The sequence below is a fragment of the Mobilisporobacter senegalensis genome (assembly GCF_003752155.1).
Taxonomy (GTDB): domain Bacteria; phylum Bacillota; class Clostridia; order Lachnospirales; family Lachnospiraceae; genus Mobilisporobacter; species Mobilisporobacter senegalensis.
Map to the genome: position 1 here is coordinate 363343 of NZ_RJVG01000003.1, position 20266 is coordinate 383608.

Here is a 20266-nt window from a genome sequence, read left to right on the forward strand (position 1 = left end):
AATTTTTCCAAAGATATCCATCATTTACTTCTTACTTAATTATTATTTACAGATATTTTCGTAAAATTCATCCGGAGTTAAAAAACTTTGAACTAAAGTAATGCTTCCAAATCAGATTCTCCTAAAACAGTTATTCCATTCTTCACCAACAGCTCTGCCGTTACTCCATTTCCATCCATTAGTCTGCCTGAAAAAGTACCATCATAAATTCTTCCATAACCGCAGGAAGGACTGCGTTCTTTCAAAATTGCATATTTACAATCATAAAAAACTTAGCTGTTCCATCGATTCTTTTTCTTCAAACTCATGCAAATATTTAAAGATATCATCATTATTACATACAATATTATACTTTTTACATTCTTCATAAAATATACCCATAAGTTCCTTATTATGATCACTCATAATTTCATAAGCATATCCATATTTTTTATGATACCTTTCTTTCATTCCGGGAAAATGTTGATCTAATTTTTCATAAAAATATTCCCTGTTTCCTTCTCTTAGGGTTAATCCTATTCCAAAACATATAATTCCATATACTTTTGCTTCAATGCAATAGTTTAGTAATCCCCTTAAATTCTCTTTGGTATCATTAATAAATGGTAAGATTGGAGTCATCCAGACTACTGTTGGTATATCGTGCTCTTTCATTACCTGTAGAACCTCAAAACGTTCCTTTGTGGTACTTACACTGGGTTCTATAATCTTACACAAGTCTTCATCATAAGTGGTCAGTGTTGTTTGTACCACACATTTTGTCTTAGCGTTTATCTTCTTTAACAAATCCAGATCTCTTAGAATTCGATTGGATTTCGTTTGAATGCTGATTCCAAAGCCATATTCTTCAATGAGTTCCAGACTTTTTCTAGTAGATTTCAGCTTATCCTCCATATGAATATATGGATCGCACATAGCCCCAGTTCCGATCATACATTTCTTTCTTTTTCTTCTCAAGGAATCTTCTAATAATTGATTTCCATTACTTTTTATTTCCACATCTTCAAAATCATGCTTCATGCCGTAACATTTACTTCTGGCATCACAATAGATGCAGCCATGAGTGCAGCCACGATATAGATTCATACCATTCTTTGAAGATAGTATTCCTTTTACTTCCTTATAGTGCATAATTTATGACCTCGTTTTTATTAATCAATCTCATGTAATAAAAAAGGCATAAAACAAATTATGTTCTATGCCTCATGATAGTCTATATGTTTTTTAATAAATTCATTACCGGAACATTGTAATTAATCTGTTGTGATGCAAAATAATTGGATTCTTCTTGTTCTTCTTCATTTTTATTTACTTCTGCCAGCAACATATCTAATAGCTTTAAATAATCAGGATAAGAGAAAATCTCATCAAGTTTTTTATCTGTGTCTTCCATAACCACTGGTTCCTGTATGATAGTAACCGGCGGTAAGTTTGGAGCCTCAGTCTGACTGCTGCCACTTTGATTAGATGGTCTTGTAGTTACTGTTGCGTTTGTATCAATATTCTGTCCCATATAATTAGTTACTTTTACAACATAATTCTGAGTTTCTTTAAAAGGAGGAATTCCTCCATACTTGGCTACATTACCACTTCCTGCATTATAAGCGGCTAATGCCAGTTTGGTATTACCATCATATCTTTTGAGTAATCCAGCAATGTATTTAGTGCCACCCATAATGTTCTGTTCTGCATCGAATGAATTCGTGACTCCAAGTTCTTTCGCTGTTGCAGGCATCAATTGCATTACTCCTTGTGCTCCGCTTCTTGAAACTGCATTCGCATTAAAATTAGATTCTGCTTTGCCAATTGCCTTAATTAAATTTACAGGCACATTATATTTACTGGCAGCTTTATCAAAAATATCATCCATAGATTTGGTTTCTCCAAGAAAAGAAGAAAAGTTCGATTTACCTGTGCTTGTTTTCTTTGTGGATTTTATACCATTCATATTCTGTTGTTCAATATTTGATATCCCATTCACTTGTGACATGATATTCTCCAATCTATTTTCTAATCATCTGTACTTATCCAAATTATTATGGCACCATTATGCAGATTAGGAGCTAATCTGCTTATTATGATTATTATACTTAAATTTACATATATTTTCAACATAAAAATCGAAAATATATTATTTTTCTACTTTAACCATTCCTCTTTCTCTAATAATAGTTGCTCTATTTTTGGTGTACATCTCCTGCCACCGCATGGTCCGCTGCCTGCACCCGTTATGCCTTGAACTTCCTTTAAAGTACCAGCTCCCTCTCTAATTGCTCTCTTCATGGTAGATCTTGGTATTCCTTTGCAGATACAGACTTTTGTCATCTTATCTATAATTTCTGTATTTCTATTTTCCTCCAATTTCATTCTCCCTTCCATCCATGATCATAATGATCAATCATATGCAGATCTTCATTTTTTATTCAAAGACTCATTTAGCGTGTGCCAGGCTAAAACAGCACATTTTACTCTGGCCGGCATATTAGATATATTCTTAAGAGCAAGAGCATCTTCCAATTTCTCAAGTTCCTCTTCTTCTGTAATTTCCCGCTTGATCATACCCAGGAAAGTCTCTATTAGTTCTTTTGCTTCTTTTACTTCCTTTCCCTTGATCAGGTCAATCATAATAGATGCAGAGGCCTGAGATATAGCGCAGCCAACACCGGTAAATCCTGCATCTTCAATCCTGTCATCAACGATTTTTATTTCCAGTTCAATTTCATCACCGCAACTGGGATTGTGACCTTTTTCTATCATAGTTGCACCTTCTATATGATGTTTATTATGCCCGGAGGCATTATGGTCCGTTATGATTTCAGAATATATACTATTTAGATCCATACCCCAGCCACCTCCTTGTATTTTCTAAGGCATTTACAAATTGATCTATATCTTCTTTGGTATTGTACAAATAAAAGCTTGCTCTGCAGGTTGCGTTCACATTCATATATCTCATAAGTGGATGGGCACAGTGGTGACCCGCTCTGATTGCCACCCCATAAGAATCTAAAATACTTGCTACATCATGGGGATGTACCTCTTTTACATTAAAGGAGATTACCCCTGCTTTTTTATTCATGTCCTTCGTTCCATATACAGTAATATGAGGATTTTCACTTAGTTTATCCAATGCATAGCTTACTAATTCTTTTTCCAATTCCTCTATTTTTTCCATTTTAAATTCATTAAGATAGTCAATTGCAGCGGATAATCCAACTGCTCCACCTACATTTTGAGTTCCTCCTTCAAATTTATATGGTATTTCCCCATAGGTGGCTTCCTGTTCCCAGACATACTCAATCATATCGCCACCGTAGAGAAATGGAGGCATCTTCATGAGAAATTCTTCTTTACCATAAACCACTCCAATTCCCATGGGCCCTAACATTTTATGCCCGGAAAAAACAGCAAAATCAGCATCTAAATCTGTTATATTTACCTTTATATGAGGTACACTTTGCGTAACGTCTACAATTGCCAGCGCTCCCACATCATGGGCTTTCTTTATTATCTTTTCTACCGGGTTGATCACTCCAAGTACATTGGAGATATGAATCACAGAAACAATCTTCGTTTTCTCTGTTATCTTACTTTCGATTTCCTCATGAGATATTAATCCCTCTTCATCCAGGTATAGGTATTTTAATATTGCACCTTTCGCTTTTGCTACCTGCTGCCATGGAACCAGATTTGAATGATGTTCTGCAATGGATATTACGATTTCATCCCCTTCTTTGATAAAATTCATACCATAAGAATACGCCAGTAAATTAAATCCTTCCGTTGCACTTTTTGTAAATATGATTTCTTTCTCTTTCTTCGCTCCAATGAAGTTTTTTACCTTGCTTCTTGTGTTCTCATACATTTCAGTGGCCTTCACACTAAGAGAATACGCTCCCCTATGAGGATTGGCATTATAAAGCTTATAATATTCCTCTACTGCACCTAAAACAGATAAAGGTTTCTGGGTCGTAGCAGCACTATCTAAATAGGCCAGCCTTTTATCATTTATCTTCTGATGGAGGATTGGAAAATCCAATAATATATTATCCATAGACTAATTTCCTCCTAATCTCATCATAAATGATTGTCTTTATATTTTTATCCGGTATTAAATCAATAATTGGACGAATATTAGCCTCTATTATTAATCTTTTCGCTTCTTCTTCCCGAATACCTCTTGTCATAAGATAAAATAATTTATTCTCATCAATTTTGCCAGCACTGGCAGAATGTTCTCCCGAAACATCTTCTTCTGTACACAAAAGAATTGGAACAGATTTATTCTTTGCTTCTTTACTAAGTAGTACAGCATATTCTTCTTCTTTTCCAATTGATCCGGATGCACCCTTCTTAAAGTCAATGGTACCTCTGAATGTCTTTTGGGATTTATCCATCAATGCACCTTTGACTTCAATATTACTTTGGGTTTCTTTTCCATAATGGTTTATTCTATAATTCATATCAAGGGTTCTTCCCTTATCTCCAATATATACCGTATGCACACTGGCAGAACTGCGATATCCTTCCAGCTCTGAACAGACATTGGTTACACTGGTTTTTGAACCTAGTTCCACCAGAATAAAATTCACCCTGGCATTCTCTTCTAATTTGACTATACTACCATCTAAATGTATACTTTTATCAGAAAGAGATTGCACTTTTATAAGATTTATTGTTGAGTTCTTCTTACCGTAAATACGGGTTAATCCATTATGAAAACTATTTGTTTTATCTTTAGAATCATATTCAATAATGAATGTGCTTTCGCTGCCTTCTTCAGCAATAATGATATTATTATCATATATCACATCGGAGTCCGTATCGAACTCATAATGAATTGTTACTGGCTCTTTGATTCTTTGGTCCTTATTTATCTTAGCATAAAAACCCGTGTTGTAATTATCTTTCACAAGTTCACTTAACTCTTTACTGATTCCATCATATTGGAAAGAATTTAATAAATCTATAGAAGAATTCATTTTATCAATTGGTTCAATATCTATTGAACTGTTCTTCCCAATTTGCAATATATCTAATGTATATGGCTTCATTTCCGGCATATCCCTGTCAATAGAGATATCATTGACTCCAAGCCAATTCCATGTCCTGACCGGAATATAATTTATATTATTTAATAAATTCTCACTCATACTCTCACTCCTATCCTATGGTGCCTTCTAATTCCAGCTTAATCAGATTATTCATCTCTACTGCATATTCTAATGGAAGTTCTTTCGCAATAGGATCTGCAAATCCACGTACAATCATGGCCTTTGCCTCTTCCTCACTAATACCTCTTGTCATTAGATAATAGATTGTATCATCGCTGATCCTTCCAATCTTAGCTTCATGTCCAATCTCCACTTCATTATTTCTGATATCTAACACAGGAATCGTATCTGATCTTGAGAGATCATCTAGCATTAAGGATTCACAAGATATGACTGATTTTGCATGATGGGCATTCTCCGTCACTGTAACCGAACCTCTATAAACTGCTGTTCCACCGCTTTTTGAAATGGATTTCGTACTAATGGCAGAAGAAGTATATGGTGCTGCATGAACTACTTTCGTACCTGTGTCCAAATACTGATCCTTTCCTGCAAATGTAATTCCGGTAAATTCTGATTTTGCATTTTCTCCCTTTAAGATACTCATTGGATATAACATGGAAATCTTAGAACCAAAGGAACCGGATACCCATTCAATAGTACCATTCTTTTCAACAACGGCTCTCTTTGTATTCAGATTAAGCATATTCCTGGACCAGTTTTCAATGGTTGAATATCTTAATGTTGCTCCTTCTTTTATATACAGCTCAACACAGCCTGCATGCAGATTGGTCACATTATATTTGGGAGCAGAACATCCTTCAATAAAATGAAGTTTCGCATTCTTCTCTAATATAATAAGTGTATGCTCGAACTGGCCTGCCCCTGGTGAATTCAAACGAAAATAAGATTGAAGAGGAATATCCACCTCCACTCCTTCCGGAACATATACAAATGATCCGCCCGACCATACTGCACCATGAAGAGCTACAAATTTATGATCACTTGGAGGCACTAATTTCATAAAATATTCTTTAATAATATCTTCATATTCTATAATTGCAGATTCCATATCGGTATAAATAACTCCTTGTTTTACAAGGTCTTCTTTAATACTATGATATACTACTTCTGAATCATATTGAGCTCCAACTCCTGCAAGGGATTCCCGCTCAGCTTTTGGAATTCCCAGTTTTTCAAAAGTGTCTTTAATTTCTTCCGGAACTTCGCTCCAGTCACTGTTCATCTGGGTATCCGGTTTAACATAAATAACAATATTATCCATATCAAGTTCATCAAGAGCCGGTCCCCATGCAGGGAGTTCTATTTCATTATATATTTGTAAGGATTTCAGTCTAAACTCAGTCATCCATTCAGGTTCACTTTTCTTTTCAGAAATATCTAATATAACTTCACGAGTTAAACCAGTTTTGGTTTTATAGCTAAATTTGTCTTCATTCTTTATATCATAGATTCCTCTATCTAAATCTTCTATTATGGTTTTCTTTTTTTCCATAGTCACACCTCCCTATGAACGGACGATATCTTTAAAATCTGCAAAACCATTATCAATGACTTCTTTTGCTAAGGAAGCATCACCGGTTTTTACAATCTTGCCATCTAATAAAATATGAACATAATCTGGTCTTAGATACTCTAACATCTTACTATTATGAGTAATAATGATTACTGCATTTTCTTCATTTTTAAATTGATTTATCCCATTTGACACTATCTTGACCGCATCCACATCCAGACCTGAGTCTGTTTCATCTAATACAACCAGTTTAGGATTTAAGAGCATCATTTGAATAATTTCATTTTTCTTTTTCTCGCCACCAGAAAACCCCACATTTAAATACCTGGCAGCATAACTTTCATCAAACTGTAATAATTCTAATTTTTCTTTTAATTCTGTTCGAAATGATCTCAATTTAATAGGTTTCCCTGTAATTGACATTCTTGCACTGCGAAGTAATCCTTCCACTGTAATTCCAGGCACTTCTTCTGGTGTCTGAAAAGATAGAAAGATCCCTTTTCTTGCTCTTTCATCTGTTTTTATATCTATTATATTCTCTTCCTCGAATAGAATCTCTCCACTTGTCACTTTATATCTTGGGTGTCCCATAATTGCATTGGCCAGGGTAGATTTACCGGCACCATTGGAGCCCATGATTACATGGACTTCTCCTTTATTCACTGTTAGGTTGAGCCCCTTTAATATTTCCTTTTCCTCTGTTTTTGCATATACATCTTTAATTTCTAATAATCTATTCATAATCATCGACTCCTATATTTATTTCCAATTTAATTCCGAGTTTTTTAATTCCGACTAATTTACTTGGATATCGATATTATTCTATTACTATACACTTTGTTTGTCAACTATGTATTCTGCTATTTTAAATTTTTATCCCAAAAAAGGAACTGTTCCTAGAAATATAGAAACAGTTCCTTTTTTAAAAGTATTTTCGATTTCCCCAAAGGTTACTCTTCTTTAGGTCCATATATTCATTATAAGCTCTCTCTAGAATTTGTTTTTCATTTGAGAACTTTAGCAAATGATAAGCTTCATGGAATTTATAATAACCAGAATCCATAAAATACTCTTCACGTTGTGGTTTACTATAGTAACTATCAGTCATCATTAAGTACCAATGAACTTCTTTCATTACTGTGTCAGAAGGGGTATTAAAACTATACTGACTCTTACCGATATATTTAATTATAGATGCATCAGCACCAGTTTCTTCTTTGACCTCACGAATAGCAGTTTCTTTGTATTCCTCTCCTTCTTCAACTGTACCCTTTGGCAAAACCCATCCCTCATATTTGTTTTTATAATTTTTATACAGTAATAAAATTTTACCCCTAAAAATGACCACACCGCCACAGCTCGTTGCTTCAATCATCGCAAATCCTCCTGTTATGCTGACCTAAAGATATATTAAGTAGCCATTACTTTTTAATATATGCTTTTAAGTCGAGTGTGTCTCTTTACTTAAGATAAGTATACAACGTTTTGTATGGGTTTTCAATCACTATTTGTAATAGGAGGAATATATAGGAATATTTATCGATTAAAATATTCCTGAAATATTTTCTTGGCAATAGGTACTGCATGAGAACTTCCAGTACCTGCTCCCTCAACGATGATACTGACTACCAGTTGAGGTTTATCTGTTGGAGCAAAGCCAACAAACCACGCATGGGATTGCTGCTTATCATTAAATTCAGCGGAACCGGTTTTCCCTGCGGAATGTATCCCTAAGCCATTCAGTGCTGAGCCAGTTCCACTGGTTACTACTTCTTCCATCATCTGGGTTAATATCTTTGCTTCTTTTGAAGTCATTAAAGTACCATAAATGTTAGGTACATTTTTCTTAATTAAAGTACCAGAAGAATTTGTAATGTGGTCCACTACATATGGTGTCATAAGAGTTCCACCATTGGCTATGGTAGCTGTAATTAAAGCATTATGAAAAGGTGAAACCAATGTTTTTCCCTGCCCGATCACTGTCTGAGGTACTTCCGATTTTTTAGAATGAGAATCAAGTACAAAACTGCTTTGCTTATAAGGAATATTTGTTGGAAGACTACGATTAAATAAAAATGTTTCATTTAATTTACGGAAAGAACCTATATTTAAACTAGTACCCATATTGGCAAATGAAGTATTACAGGATTCTGAAAAAGAATGGAGTAAATCTACCTTTCCATGTTTTTCATTCTTGTAACAGTTAATGGATACACTATCAAAGATTCCTTGTCCGCTACAGGTATATTCATAATCTTTATAAGTATTTTCATTTTCTCTGATATATTCAAGGGCAGTCAGTATTTTATAAGTGGAACCAGGAGGATATAACCCCTGCGTTGCACGATTTACCAAAGCAGAATTATTATCCGTATCATCCGTTAAGTCTTCCCAATTCCTACTTACTTCATTAGGATCATAATCCGGCTTGGATACCATTGCAAGTATTTTCCCTGTACTTGGCTCTAATACGACAACAGCTCCCTTTTGACTGCCTAATGCATTGTAGGCTACTTCTTGTAACTTTACATCCAGGGTAGTTATAATATTATCTCCAGGATTCTTAACACCTGATATTTCATTGTATACCATCATAATAGGGTTATTGTGGGAAGTTAAAAGATTAAAATTCTCACTTGACTCAATTCCCGTTTTTCCTTTTTCAAATCTCCCAACAATATGGGCAAACATTTCATCATAAGGGTAGACTCTTGAAGTATTCCCTTTTTTATCTTCTACGGTTTTTGCCAATGTTTCTCCATTACTTCCTTGAATCTCTCCTCTGATCACACGCTCTGCTAAAAGATCCTGCCTCTTGTTATAAGAATTATTGATGACTTCATCGCTATCTGCAAAAAGAAAGTAGGCAAAATACGTAGTAAGCAGCACAAATAACCCAACAAAGATATAAGTAATCATGACAATTTCCCGGTTGGGATTCTTTGTCTTGTCCAGGCTCTTAATATTTTCTTCTATAAGAACGTCATTATTCTCTTTCTGGTTCCTGTTCATCTGCTTTTTGAATTTTTTCTTTTTTTGTTTTTCTTCTTTCACTATTACCAACCTCATTCTGGTTTAACACATACATTCCCTGAATAATGCTAAACATAATTATTGTACTAAGTGCAGAACTTCCTCCATAGCTGACTAATGGTAAGGTTACCCCTGTGGATGGAATGAATTTAATTGCTCCTCCAATTGTCAGGAATACCTGAAATATATACATTGTACTTAAACCTAACGCAACCAGTTTATAGAACTCTTTCTTCATCTTCATTGCTATATTTATAAACATAACAAAGCAGCTAAGACAAATCAAAATAATACATATGGCAGTAATGGCCCCCAGTTCTTCTGAAATCGCCGAAAAGATAAAATCACTTTCAACAACAGGTATACTGTTAGGTAATCCTTTTGCCAACCCAAGGCCAAACCATCCTCCTGTCCCGATAGCAAATAAAGACTGGGCCACCTGATATCCTTCTTTATCGATATAAGTCCATGGATCCCTCCAGGCTGTGACACGCACCTTTACATGAGAAAATAAAAAATAAGCGATATAAGCTGCAATGGAGCCTAGTCCGAATCCTGAAAATAAATAAAGTGATTTCTTAGTCGCAGCATACAGTACAATCAGGAAAGTCACAAAAAAGATAAGCGCACTTCCTAGATCCCTTGATACTACAAATACAAGTACATATACTGCTGCAAGTATTGTAATCTTTATGAGATCTTTAAATTCCTTATAGTCTGATAACAATGATGCTATAAAAAATACAAAGATAATCTTTACAAACTCAGAGGGCTGAATCAAAATTCCAAACACATTGATCCAGTTCGTTGCACCATACTTAGTAGTTCCAAATACTAAAACCAATAACAAAAGTGACAGTCCGACAAACCCATAGATCCAGCCTAATTTACTTAAGTATTTAAATTTTTCTATGATTACTGGTACGACTAAGCATATCCCAAAGGAAGCACCAACAATCATAAATTGTTTTATGACCATGTCAAAAGAAAGCCTTGTTAATATGACAAAGCTAATCATGATTAAAAACAACATATTATTAAGAATATAAGCTGACAATTTCTTATACACCAGTTTATATACTAATTTCACAAGGATAAAGAAAGCAACTTGCGCAAAATAAAGATATACCACTTTTATATTTTTAGAATCTAAAAACAATAGCCCATAACAAATAAAATGCACCAGATACATTAACAGGCTTTGCTTATGAAATATGTTCCTTTGCCTTACTTTATTAGCACTCCGAAAAGCAGTAAAACAATATAATGTATAAATGGTAGTAAATATAATAATGATATATTTTGATAACTGAAAAACTATATTCTCCATGTTGTCACCTGCTTCTTATCTTTATTCGATACCACGTTTAAAATGTCCTCTTGTAAATTCTTTTAATGTCAATGAGGCTTTTTTATGATTCTTATATACATCCACAAATCCACGGATAATATTTGCAGTATCCTTCTTTTCTTCTATCGTAAAGTTTAACCGGATGTTTCTTGGTTTCAACTCACTCACTTCATGGAAATTATCCAACAAAGAAATTGGTTGACTATTATATATTACATTATAACAATAATTACAATAATTCTTAACATAAAAATTTTTATTATATCGATCTGTCAGATTGGCAAATACGCTGTTTTTAGTACAGCCTTTCGTGGTTTTCATTAAGCATTGGGCAGAGACCATCAAAGGCAGATGTCCATATACGATAATATCAGAATCCCTGCATCCCAGTTCTCTTAACTCACCATAATTTAATTCTACAGAAGCTGTATAATGTGTAATGCCGCGATTTTCATAGAACTTTTTACTTTCTTTATTCATAGTATAAACATTATAATCCAATATAATCTTTGATGGAGTAACCTTAAGATCATTCACAAGATAATCATACTCTTCAAAATTCTTAATGAGAAAGCCTTTAATATTATCTAATGCTTCCAGAATAAATTCTTTCTTTTTAAGAAAAACTTCACAAGTCTCCCTGCGAAAAACAGACGGCAGCACAAGATAAAAGTTTTTCTTATTATTTACTACCTTTAGAGCCGTTTCATTTATTGTTTCAAATGGCAGCTCCGCCATATCAATATAAACGTTATCCACTTCTTCAATGGAAAGTACCGTATCCAATAATCTTGTATCTATTAAATTTACACTTAATCCAATAGAGTCTCTTTCTCTATCCTCACTGGTTTTTTCCTGAGAAGATTCAATAGGATCATCTTCTCTATGGTTATTTTTATTGATTTTACCATCATCAGAAATGGAAATATTACTATTTATAACTTCTCTTCTATATTGTTCGACAATCTTGACTTCTAACTTAATAAGAGCAGCTCTGCGAATTTCATTTAAAAATGCCACCGGAATAAAGATATTATCATCTATAATTATTTCCAACGCTTCAAATACAAACTCTGTTGCATTGGTTTTTTCTAATTGTGTACGTATCTTATCTTTTGACATTGGCTGGTTTAAAGCCGGTTCTACCACATTTCCATATTCTTTCACAGAAATTCCAGAAAGCGATACCTCAAAAACCATTGGTTCCCCTGTTTTCCCAATAAATCTCCCCTGTATTTTCTCTTTAATTCCATTGTCGATATATAGACCTTTGATCTCATCCAATAATCTTTGATTTTTTGTTCTGTATACAGACTGGCCTTTTTTCACCGGTGATTTAGGCAAAAAGTTTGCTTGAATTACAGCACCCCTTTCCCCTCCGTTTTTTACAGTAAATTCATAAATCCCTTCATTTTTCTCCCGTATTTCTAAAAGATCCTGGGGGTTAAGGTTATGACTTAACTTAATCTGCGCCGTATTTCCTTTTACTCCTATTACAGATCCAATAAGAATGCCATTATGATTCGGGCGGTCCAAAGAAATCATATTTTTACTGTTATGTGTATCATAATAACCATTGGTAAAACTGCCCCGATTATAAATGTCCATTAATTCTACGATATCATCCTCATATTCCTTTTTGTTTTTTTCTATATACCTGTTATATTGGTCTTTACCCAAGTCCGTATAAAGATCAACATATTTACGGTACTTGCTGACAACAACGGCAGTATATTCCGGTCTTTTCATCCTGCCTTCTATTTTAAAAGAATCAATTCCCGCTTCTATTAAATCTGGAACCATGGATAAGGTACAGATATCCTTAGGGCTGAGCAGGTATTTATGGTTCAGATTAGATATCGCTCTTCCATCTTCTTTTAATTCATATGGCATTCTGCAAGGTTGTGCACATCTTCCACGATTGCCGCTTCGTCCACCCAGCATACTGCTCATTAAACATTGCCCGGAATAACAGTAACATAATGCACCATGAACAAAGGATTCAATCTCAAGATTCGTATTCTCCCTGAATATTTTTATTTCAGCAAGGTTTAATTCCCTTGAGGTCACCAGCCTTGTTACTCCCATCTCTTCCAGTATTTTTAGACCACCGGCCATTGTAAGGGTCATCTGAGTGCTCACATGGATTGGCAGATCCTTAAAATGTTCATGTATAAATTTAAGTACTCCCACATCCTGAACAATAACTGCATCAATCCCATGCTTATAGTACTTTACCAGATACTCATATAATTCATTCTCAACTTCCGAATCCTTAAGTAACGTATTAATGGTCAGATATATATTCTTTCCATGTAAATGGGCATAGTCAATTGCCTTTCGCATATCTTCTTCTATTAAATTATTGGCATATGCCCTTGCTCCAAACTTACTTCCTCCAATATATACAGCATCTGCATTGGCATTCACTGCTGCTATAAGGCTTTCGAAAGATCCTGCCGGAGCTAATATTTCTATTTTCTTCATATATTTCACCTATTATAAAATGGCTGTCATATGTATTCTGACAGCCATCGATTCTCTAAAATTGTTGATGTTTTTTGCTTTCTTCAAGCTCAGTTTCTAATTTAACAATCCTTTTTTGAGCTTCATTATATTCTTTCTTAAGTTCAAGAAGTTCCTGGGTTATAGAATCAAGTTTTGTTTGTGATGAAATTACCTCATGCTTCATATTGAATAATTCCGTACTTTTTCGATCACTCTCTTCTTCTTTCTCTTTTAACTTCTTTAAAGCTTTAAAATAATCATCTGCAATATTTATCTCAAGTAATACATTTTTCAAATTGTCATCCAACCTGGAATAACTTTCTTTTGTTTTAAATTCAAGGTATTTCCCATTGATATATGACGCAACCCGTTGCAGATATTCTGGGCTTTCATATCCACATAAGGTAAATCTCTTATTATTAATTATTACCTCAATATCAGTCATAGTATTCATAAAATCACCCCTTGTGTCTAAAAATAATCCCATCTCTATTCATATTATAACTGATAATCAAATAAAAACAACAGTTATTTTTGTTACAGTTCAGCCATGCAGATAGTTTCTTACAAAATGCACGTGGGTGCTTGCACACTAAGTGCAGCTTGTAAGAGACTATCTATATGGCGCTCTGCCAAAGCGAGATGTAGCGAAGCGAAATCGAGCTTATGGCTGAACTGTAACAAAATATTTGCAGGCAACTTCAGCCATGCGAGATGTAGCGAAGCGAAATCGAGCTTATGGCTGAACTGTAACAAAATATTTGCAGGCAACTTCAGCCATGCGAGATGTAGCAAAGCGAAATCGAGCTTATGGCTGAACTGTAACTCAACTTTAGCCATACAGGATGTAGCGAAGCGAAACCCCGCTTATGGCTGAATCAGTCCAAAATGTTTATAGGTAATATCTGTTACAACCCGGCCTCTTGGAGTTCTCATTATAAGTCCATTCTGAATTAGATATGGTTCATAAACATCCTCAATAGTTCCTGAATCTTCTCCAATAGCAGCGGCAATTGTATCAAGGCCTACTGGCCCTCCGGAGAATTTTTCGATCATTGTAACAAGAATATCCCTATCAATATTATCAAGTCCAAGCTTGTCTACTTCTAAAAGGTCCAAAGCAAATTTTGCCACCTCTTCAGTAATCTTTCCATCATATTTTACCTGTGCAAAATCCCTGACACGCTTAAGCAGTCTATTGGCAAGTCTTGGTGTCCCTCTGGAACGTCTGGCAATCTCACCGGCTCCCTGTTCATCTATATATACTTTAAAAAGACCTGCAGATCTTATAATAATCTCTTTTAGTTCTTCTGTTGTATAAAACTCAAGACGATTTACCACGCCAAACCGATCCCTTAATGGAGCAGTAAGCATACCGGCTCTTGTAGTTGCCCCTACTAAAGTGAATTTAGGTAAATCAAGACGAATAGATCTTGCCGATGCACCTTTCCCTATTACAATGTCAATTGCAAAATCCTCCATTGCCGGGTATAGAACTTCTTCTACCTGACGATTTAATCGATGGATTTCATCAACAAATAAGAGGTCTCCCTCTTGTAAATTATTAAGAATTGCTGCCATCTCACCTGGTTTCTCAATGGCAGGTCCGGAAGTGATCTTCATATTCACATCCATCTCATTGGCAATGATACCGGCCAGCGTAGTTTTACCAAGTCCTGGGGGACCATAGAAAAGAACATGATCCAAAGACTCTTTTCTCTGCTTTGCTGCTTCAATATATATTTTAAGATTGCTTTTTGCTTTCGTTTGTCCAATATAATCTTTTAATAACTTTGGCCGAAGACTGTTCTCAATCTTATAATCTTCTTCTATTAATTCCGTTGTTATAACACGTTTCTCCATTGGTCATGCTCCTTATATGTTAAGGGTTATCTTCTTTAAGCTAAGTTTTAATATATCTTCTGTACTCATATCTTCAGTAATGTCAATGTTGCGAACCGCTTTAAGGGCATCTGTACCAGAATATCCAAGGGCAACAAGAGCTTGGATTGCATCATTTTTAGCATCCGACATCTGTGCATTAAGGATCTTCCCTTCCTCGTGATTGAGAAGCTTCTGTTCAAATGCATCTTCCAGTTTCAGTTTATCTTTTAACTCAAGAATTAATTTACCTGCAGTTTTGGAACCGATTCCCGGTGCTTTGGATATGGATTTCACATCATCTGAAAGGATGGCAAATCTCAGATCATCCGGAGTAATGGTCGATAATATTCCTAAAGCTCCCTTAGGCCCAATTCCATTCACTGTTATTAATAATTTAAATATATTAAGGTCATCCCTGCTTAAGAAACCGTATAAACACATAATATCTTCTCTTACATACAGGTAAGTATATACCTTAACATCCTTACCTGTGCCAGGAAGTTCATTCATCACAGATAAGGGCACTCTGATCTCATAACCGATATTATTATTCTCTACCACAATGATATCTTCTACGATATCTGTTAATTCTCCCTTTATGTACGAAATCATATGATACCTTACCTTTCTGTCTTTACTTGGTAAAATTATAATATATATCCGAAGATTATTCAAGACCTTTCGAACAGATGTTTATGGGATTGAATGAAAAATGTAAGTGCCAAGCTACGTAAGACAGCCTCCCTCCCAAAATAAAACCTCCAAACTGTTTTACATCTGTTTGGAGGTTTTATTAAATTGTGGGATTTGTTTATTATGATACTATAATCCCCCTCAGATTTACTTTTTAACGACTGACTCTGCATTTAGTCCCGTACTCGTTTCTGTTATTTTGCCCAATGTTACTTCGACTAAGGATCCTTCCATAATATTGTCATCTAAACTATCATATTGCAGTTCTAAAGTTTCGAAATAATCAGAGACTACCTGTAAAGGTTTCCTTTGCGTCACTTTTGCTACAAATATTCTGTTATTTGTTCGTGCTAAGGGCATAAAATTATATAAATTATTGACAATATAATAATATTCAATTTTTTTATTTTTCTCAATAATCATAACACTTTTTCCCCCATCACTGTATTCGTCCTTATAGTAAGTAGAAAAACTTATAATAAAATCTTCACTCTCCATACCGCTAATTTTTATCTGCCAATCATCACAAAAAGGTATCCTACCATTTTTAGAAATTATTATTTTCTCTTTGGAAATAGTCTCCCTCAATAAATGTAAAAGATTATTATGGATAACTTCATCCTCGATAATCATATAATTTTCATTAGAATTTTTTCTAATCATAACTTCACATTTAGTATCCATATCTACCTCATCTAGGTTAATTTCCGATTTGGAGCATCCACATACTACAGTCATCGTTAAAAGAATAGTTAAGTATAATATTATTCTTTTCATTTATCCTCCTTTAGAGCTTTATGTTCAAGTAATCTTTCATTTGTAAATATTATATATTAATTAATCATTAACGAATATTACTTGGCGATGTCTCATTTGATAATGTACCTATTCTTTTAATGCTTCCATTATTAATTTCAAACACCCTCCATAAGTTTCCTACCTGATTTGTCGGAACATAATAAGTAGCAGCCAAAGAGTTACCCTTATATACCTTTACACTTGCTCCTGATACAGACAAATCAGTTGAAGTTCTACTGTTTCTGTTACTATAGTCATGAACAGAATACCTATATAGCCCATTTTTATCAACTCTAACTGTTATTGTAATTGTTTCCGGTCCATAGGAGGTTGTATCATCCACATCAAGCTCGGCAATTACTTTCCCTTCATTTGAAAATGAACTATTACCATAATATACATGAAAACTATAGTCATCTGTTATGCCATTAATATGGGAGTCCAAATCAGCTGGTATACTTCCCCAAGTTAAGACAATTCTATATTCATTATCTGCCAATACAGGAGATAACACTGCATCCTGGTTCCGATTCTGTCCAGGTAAGGTAGTTACGATATTAACATATCCCGTAATGTACCCATCTTTGGATAATTCAGCAGTGTAATATCCTCTATCTAGAGTTACCACATATTTCCCGGAAGCATTTGTGGTTACTGTATCACCAAAATAATTACCATATTTTTTATTCCATCCCTCTCTAAATTTGATTGTTACATCTTTTAAGGCTTCACCAGTAATGGCATCTTTTACCACACCATAAGCTTGATTATCTAAAATAGAATTTAAAAAATTTTCTTTTACTAACACTTTTTCCAGATAAATAACTTCATTTGCAACTACTTCAACATCATATACTACAAGTGGAAGATATCCGCTCTTATAAAATTCAATATGATATGTACCAGGATCCAATTCTAAGTCAAACTCACCATTTGTATTTGTATTAGTAACATTAGCATAGTTTTTAATAATACCATCTGATGTTGAATATCTATATGCAGAAACCATCACATCTTCAATTGGATCATTTGACACATCTTTTTGTGCTATACCAAGTATGATCCCTGTTGGATCAGTACCTCCAGAATTATATCCCTTTGTTGCAATTGCTTTTTTTACTGCTTCACCTGCATTTACTGTATCATATTTATAGGTTCCTGAGTTCTCTGTTAATCCAACAGAATTTGCAGTGCTTAATATAATATTTTTAACCTGAAATCCAGTTAATGCAGGATTTACTGAATATACCAAAACCGCAGTACCTGCTACATGAGGCGCAGCCATAGAAGTTCCATTCCAACTTGTTTGATCATAAGAACTTCCTATAACTGTACTATAAATATTATTACCAGGTGCTGCAATATCTACTCGTGTTCCTATGTTACTATAACCAGCAAGAGAAGTAGCCCCCAACCCGTAAGCTCCAACAACAATAATACGATTTTTAACTTCCGTTATGTTATTTAGGAAACTATTATATTCAGCTAGCGCTCCACCTTGGATGCCTGTTTCACCGCTCTTTGGTAATCTATATCCATAGGTTTCATTTGCATCTGCAACGTAAGATATATTATTAACATTGCCAGCTGCTGCCACTACCACAAAATCAAAACCTCGGGTTACAAGTCTTCTTAAAAATGCCCCTAAAATTTTTCCATTGGATTGAACATATTTAATAGCAGCTGCATTGTTCATAGAAGCTGCAAAACACTCCAAACGTCCAGTATTCTGGGATACATTGATAACTCTTGTTCCATTTCCAATAAGCAATGCAAATGCATATTTGTATTCCATAACCGTAGTATCTATTTTTTTAGAAGTTTTATCTGTATCTGTACCTGACGTTGAATATGCATACAATTCTTTGTTCACTGCTATGCCTGTAATTCCAACACCATTATCAAAGCCTGCTGCCATAGTACCAGAAACATGGGTTCCATGAGAATCTCCATTCTTATTAATATAACTATCCTTAGGGTTATTCCATATCTTTGTATAGTTTAAATCCTGGTGTTTACTATCAAACATATTATCAATTAGCCCAATTTTAACAGGGTACATATCACTAATATAATTCCATGCTTCTGGTGCATTGATGGCTTCTACACCCCAGTTAGAACCACCTGGTGTTGTACTCCATACATTACCTGTTCCAGTTGCAGGCCATTCTGTATCAGTAGTTGGGTAAAAGTCTTCCTCTATCCCCATTACTAGGTTAAGATTAGTCTCTTCTATAAAATCAAATTGAGATAACACTGCTATATATTCATTCATTTGTTGGTATGTTTTATCTTCTATAAATTTTATCTGGTAATCTCTGGTAAATTCAATACATCCAATTATTTCAAATCCATATTCATTACCAAGTGCCTCAAATTGAGCAAATTGGGAATTTTCTGTACCTACCAAGTTTAGCTGATTTTTTGCATATTGTATTCCATCTGTTTCTATACAGATATCCTCCGGCCTAAGTTCTTGAAAATATGCTTTACCAATTACTGAATCTTCTGTACTAACTGTTATGTATTTACTTTCGTTATTATTATCAATAATTATTTCACTTAATTTGTAATTACATGGTTTATTTAATACATTTCCATCTACACCATTAAAACCAATTGTGATTGCTCGTCCAGGTTCAATATTTTGATTATATGTCGCATTCTTAATTACATAATGACCACCAGTTTTATTTTGAATAACACCATTCCAGATATTGTTTATCTCTTTATCAAAGTCAAATTCTAAAACCCAATCTTCAATTGCCATTTCACTAGTATTCGTTATTGTTATAGCACCTGAAAAGCCTGATCCCCAATCACTATATAAAGTAAAAACCACCTCATAACCATTACTATCCTTATTTCTATTGACTAGCGGAATAACATAGCTTTTGGGATAATCCACCTCATTACCAGATGCTGAAAATCCAAAGTTTACTGATCCGCCTACCGGAATATCCTGATTCCAACCAGCATTTTTTATTACATAGGTCCCCTCTTCATGACTTAGGATAGTTCCATTCCAAATATTTGATATTTCATTATTCATATCAAATTTCAATGCCCAGTTTTCAATAACTACTGACCCCGTATTTTTAATTGTAATGTTTCCGTTGAATGCACCTTCCCATTTGTTATCAACGTTAAACTCAACCTCAAATCCATCACCAATAAACTTGCTGTTAGTAATACTTATTGCCGAATTCGTTACAGTCTCTATGTCTGTTGTAAAATTACCCATAGATGATTCATTAGTTACATTTGATCTTTTTATTTCTGTACTCATTGCTTTCACTTGGACTTTAGTCAAAGGCGATATTATAATAGATAGTACCATCAGCATTGACGTAATTCCTTTTAATATACGTTTATTTACTTTCATTGCACTTTTTCTCCTTTTCATTC

The 20266-nt window shown here is 34.4% G+C and carries 17 protein-coding genes and 1 pseudogene; all 18 read right to left on the reverse strand.

Features of this window, described 5'->3' with window-relative positions:
• Positions 1 to 92 precede the first annotated feature (92 nt).
• Positions 93 to 266: pseudogene (locus tag EDD66_RS07050) on the reverse strand (DUF523 domain-containing protein); the annotation flags it as partial.
• On the reverse strand, positions 262 to 1131 hold the full coding sequence (locus EDD66_RS07055; protein ID WP_123608851.1) for an SPL family radical SAM protein: 870 nt from the start codon (positions 1129 to 1131) through the stop codon (positions 262 to 264). The pseudogene EDD66_RS07050 and the gene EDD66_RS07055, both read right to left, overlap by 5 nt.
• Before the next feature lie 82 nt (positions 1132 to 1213).
• Positions 1214 to 1990 carry a lytic transglycosylase domain-containing protein gene (locus EDD66_RS18810; protein ID WP_123608852.1) on the reverse strand — a complete coding sequence of 259 codons (777 nt, stop codon included), beginning with the start codon at positions 1988 to 1990 and terminating at the stop codon, positions 1214 to 1216.
• A gap of 149 nt (positions 1991 to 2139) precedes the next feature.
• Positions 2140 to 2361 carry a (2Fe-2S)-binding protein gene (locus EDD66_RS07065; RefSeq protein WP_123608931.1) on the reverse strand — a complete coding sequence of 74 codons (222 nt, stop codon included), beginning with the start codon at positions 2359 to 2361 and terminating at the stop codon, positions 2140 to 2142.
• 51 nt (positions 2362 to 2412) lie between these two features.
• Positions 2413 to 2841 carry a Fe-S cluster assembly sulfur transfer protein SufU gene (gene sufU, locus EDD66_RS07070; protein WP_123608853.1) on the reverse strand — a complete coding sequence of 143 codons (429 nt, stop codon included), beginning with the start codon at positions 2839 to 2841 and terminating at the stop codon, positions 2413 to 2415.
• A complete protein-coding gene (locus tag EDD66_RS07075) occupies positions 2828 to 4054 on the reverse strand; it encodes a cysteine desulfurase (RefSeq protein WP_123608854.1) in 1227 nt (408 codons plus the stop codon). The genes sufU and EDD66_RS07075 overlap by 14 nt, the downstream gene beginning before the upstream one ends.
• A complete protein-coding gene (sufD, locus tag EDD66_RS07080; protein ID WP_123608855.1) occupies positions 4047 to 5153 on the reverse strand; it encodes a Fe-S cluster assembly protein SufD in 1107 nt (368 codons plus the stop codon). The genes EDD66_RS07075 and sufD overlap by 8 nt, the downstream gene beginning before the upstream one ends.
• Positions 5154 to 5163: 10 nt before the next feature.
• Positions 5164 to 6570, reverse strand: a complete 1407-nt coding sequence (gene sufB / locus EDD66_RS07085; RefSeq protein ID WP_123608856.1) for a Fe-S cluster assembly protein SufB — start codon at positions 6568 to 6570, stop codon at positions 5164 to 5166.
• Between the two features lie 12 nt (positions 6571 to 6582).
• A complete protein-coding gene (gene sufC, locus EDD66_RS07090) occupies positions 6583 to 7332 on the reverse strand; it encodes a Fe-S cluster assembly ATPase SufC (RefSeq protein WP_330510913.1) in 750 nt (249 codons plus the stop codon).
• A gap of 181 nt (positions 7333 to 7513) precedes the next feature.
• Positions 7514 to 7966, reverse strand: coding sequence for an NUDIX hydrolase (locus EDD66_RS07095; RefSeq protein ID WP_123608857.1), 453 nt, complete (start codon positions 7964 to 7966; stop codon positions 7514 to 7516).
• 161 nt (positions 7967 to 8127) lie between these two features.
• Complete coding sequence (locus EDD66_RS07100) at positions 8128 to 9645, reverse strand: peptidoglycan D,D-transpeptidase FtsI family protein (RefSeq protein ID WP_330510914.1); 1518 nt, start codon at positions 9643 to 9645, stop codon at positions 8128 to 8130.
• Entirely contained in the window at positions 9578 to 10954 is a 1377-nt protein-coding gene (locus EDD66_RS07105) for an FtsW/RodA/SpoVE family cell cycle protein (protein ID WP_123608858.1), read from the reverse strand. Before EDD66_RS07105 ends, EDD66_RS07100 begins: the two co-directional genes overlap by 68 nt.
• A 21-nt stretch (positions 10955 to 10975) precedes the next feature.
• Positions 10976 to 13462: a peptidase U32 family protein gene (locus EDD66_RS07110; protein WP_123608859.1), complete on the reverse strand. Its 2487-nt coding sequence runs from the start codon at positions 13460 to 13462 to the stop codon at positions 10976 to 10978.
• A 55-nt stretch (positions 13463 to 13517) separates the two neighbouring features.
• A complete protein-coding gene (gene zapA / locus EDD66_RS07115; protein ID WP_123608860.1) occupies positions 13518 to 13937 on the reverse strand; it encodes a cell division protein ZapA in 420 nt (139 codons plus the stop codon).
• Between the two features lie 413 nt (positions 13938 to 14350).
• Positions 14351 to 15346: a Holliday junction branch migration DNA helicase RuvB gene (ruvB, locus tag EDD66_RS07125; RefSeq protein ID WP_123608862.1), complete on the reverse strand. Its 996-nt coding sequence runs from the start codon at positions 15344 to 15346 to the stop codon at positions 14351 to 14353.
• Between the two features lie 12 nt (positions 15347 to 15358).
• Positions 15359 to 15979, reverse strand: a complete 621-nt coding sequence (gene ruvA, locus EDD66_RS07130; protein ID WP_123608863.1) for a Holliday junction branch migration protein RuvA — start codon at positions 15977 to 15979, stop codon at positions 15359 to 15361.
• A 228-nt stretch (positions 15980 to 16207) separates the two neighbouring features.
• Complete coding sequence (locus EDD66_RS07135; RefSeq protein WP_123608864.1) at positions 16208 to 16837, reverse strand: hypothetical protein; 630 nt, start codon at positions 16835 to 16837, stop codon at positions 16208 to 16210.
• 67 nt (positions 16838 to 16904) lie between these two features.
• Entirely contained in the window at positions 16905 to 20243 is a 3339-nt protein-coding gene (locus tag EDD66_RS07140; protein WP_170164274.1) for a cellulose binding domain-containing protein, read from the reverse strand.
• Between the last annotated feature and the right edge of the window lie 23 nt (positions 20244 to 20266).

Bases quoted from the DNA above. Each gene is read 5' to 3' on its own strand.
- EDD66_RS07140 (WP_170164274.1), bottom strand. From the start codon at position 20,243: ATGAAAGTAAATAAACGTATATTAAAAGGAATTACGTCAATGCTGATG.
- sufU (WP_123608853.1), bottom strand. From the start codon at position 2,841: ATGGATCTAAATAGTATATATTCTGAAATCATAACGGACCATAATGCC.
- ruvB (WP_123608862.1), bottom strand. From the start codon at position 15,346: ATGGAGAAACGTGTTATAACAACGGAATTAATAGAAGAAGATTATAAG.
- EDD66_RS07095 (WP_123608857.1), bottom strand. From the start codon at position 7,966: ATGATTGAAGCAACGAGCTGTGGCGGTGTGGTCATTTTTAGGGGTAAA.
- EDD66_RS07135 (WP_123608864.1), bottom strand. From the start codon at position 16,837: ATGAAAAGAATAATATTATACTTAACTATTCTTTTAACGATGACTGTA.
- EDD66_RS07105 (WP_123608858.1), bottom strand. From the start codon at position 10,954: ATGGAGAATATAGTTTTTCAGTTATCAAAATATATCATTATTATATTT.
- EDD66_RS07075 (WP_123608854.1), bottom strand. From the start codon at position 4,054: ATGGATAATATATTATTGGATTTTCCAATCCTCCATCAGAAGATAAAT.
- sufD (WP_123608855.1), bottom strand. From the start codon at position 5,153: ATGAGTGAGAATTTATTAAATAATATAAATTATATTCCGGTCAGGACA.
- sufB (WP_123608856.1), bottom strand. From the start codon at position 6,570: ATGGAAAAAAAGAAAACCATAATAGAAGATTTAGATAGAGGAATCTAT.
- zapA (WP_123608860.1), bottom strand. From the start codon at position 13,937: ATGAATACTATGACTGATATTGAGGTAATAATTAATAATAAGAGATTT.
- ruvA (WP_123608863.1), bottom strand. From the start codon at position 15,979: ATGATTTCGTACATAAAGGGAGAATTAACAGATATCGTAGAAGATATC.
- sufC (WP_330510913.1), bottom strand. From the start codon at position 7,332: ATGAATAGATTATTAGAAATTAAAGATGTATATGCAAAAACAGAGGAA.
- EDD66_RS18810 (WP_123608852.1), bottom strand. From the start codon at position 1,990: ATGTCACAAGTGAATGGGATATCAAATATTGAACAACAGAATATGAAT.
- EDD66_RS07055 (WP_123608851.1), bottom strand. From the start codon at position 1,131: ATGCACTATAAGGAAGTAAAAGGAATACTATCTTCAAAGAATGGTATG.
- EDD66_RS07110 (WP_123608859.1), bottom strand. From the start codon at position 13,462: ATGAAGAAAATAGAAATATTAGCTCCGGCAGGATCTTTCGAAAGCCTT.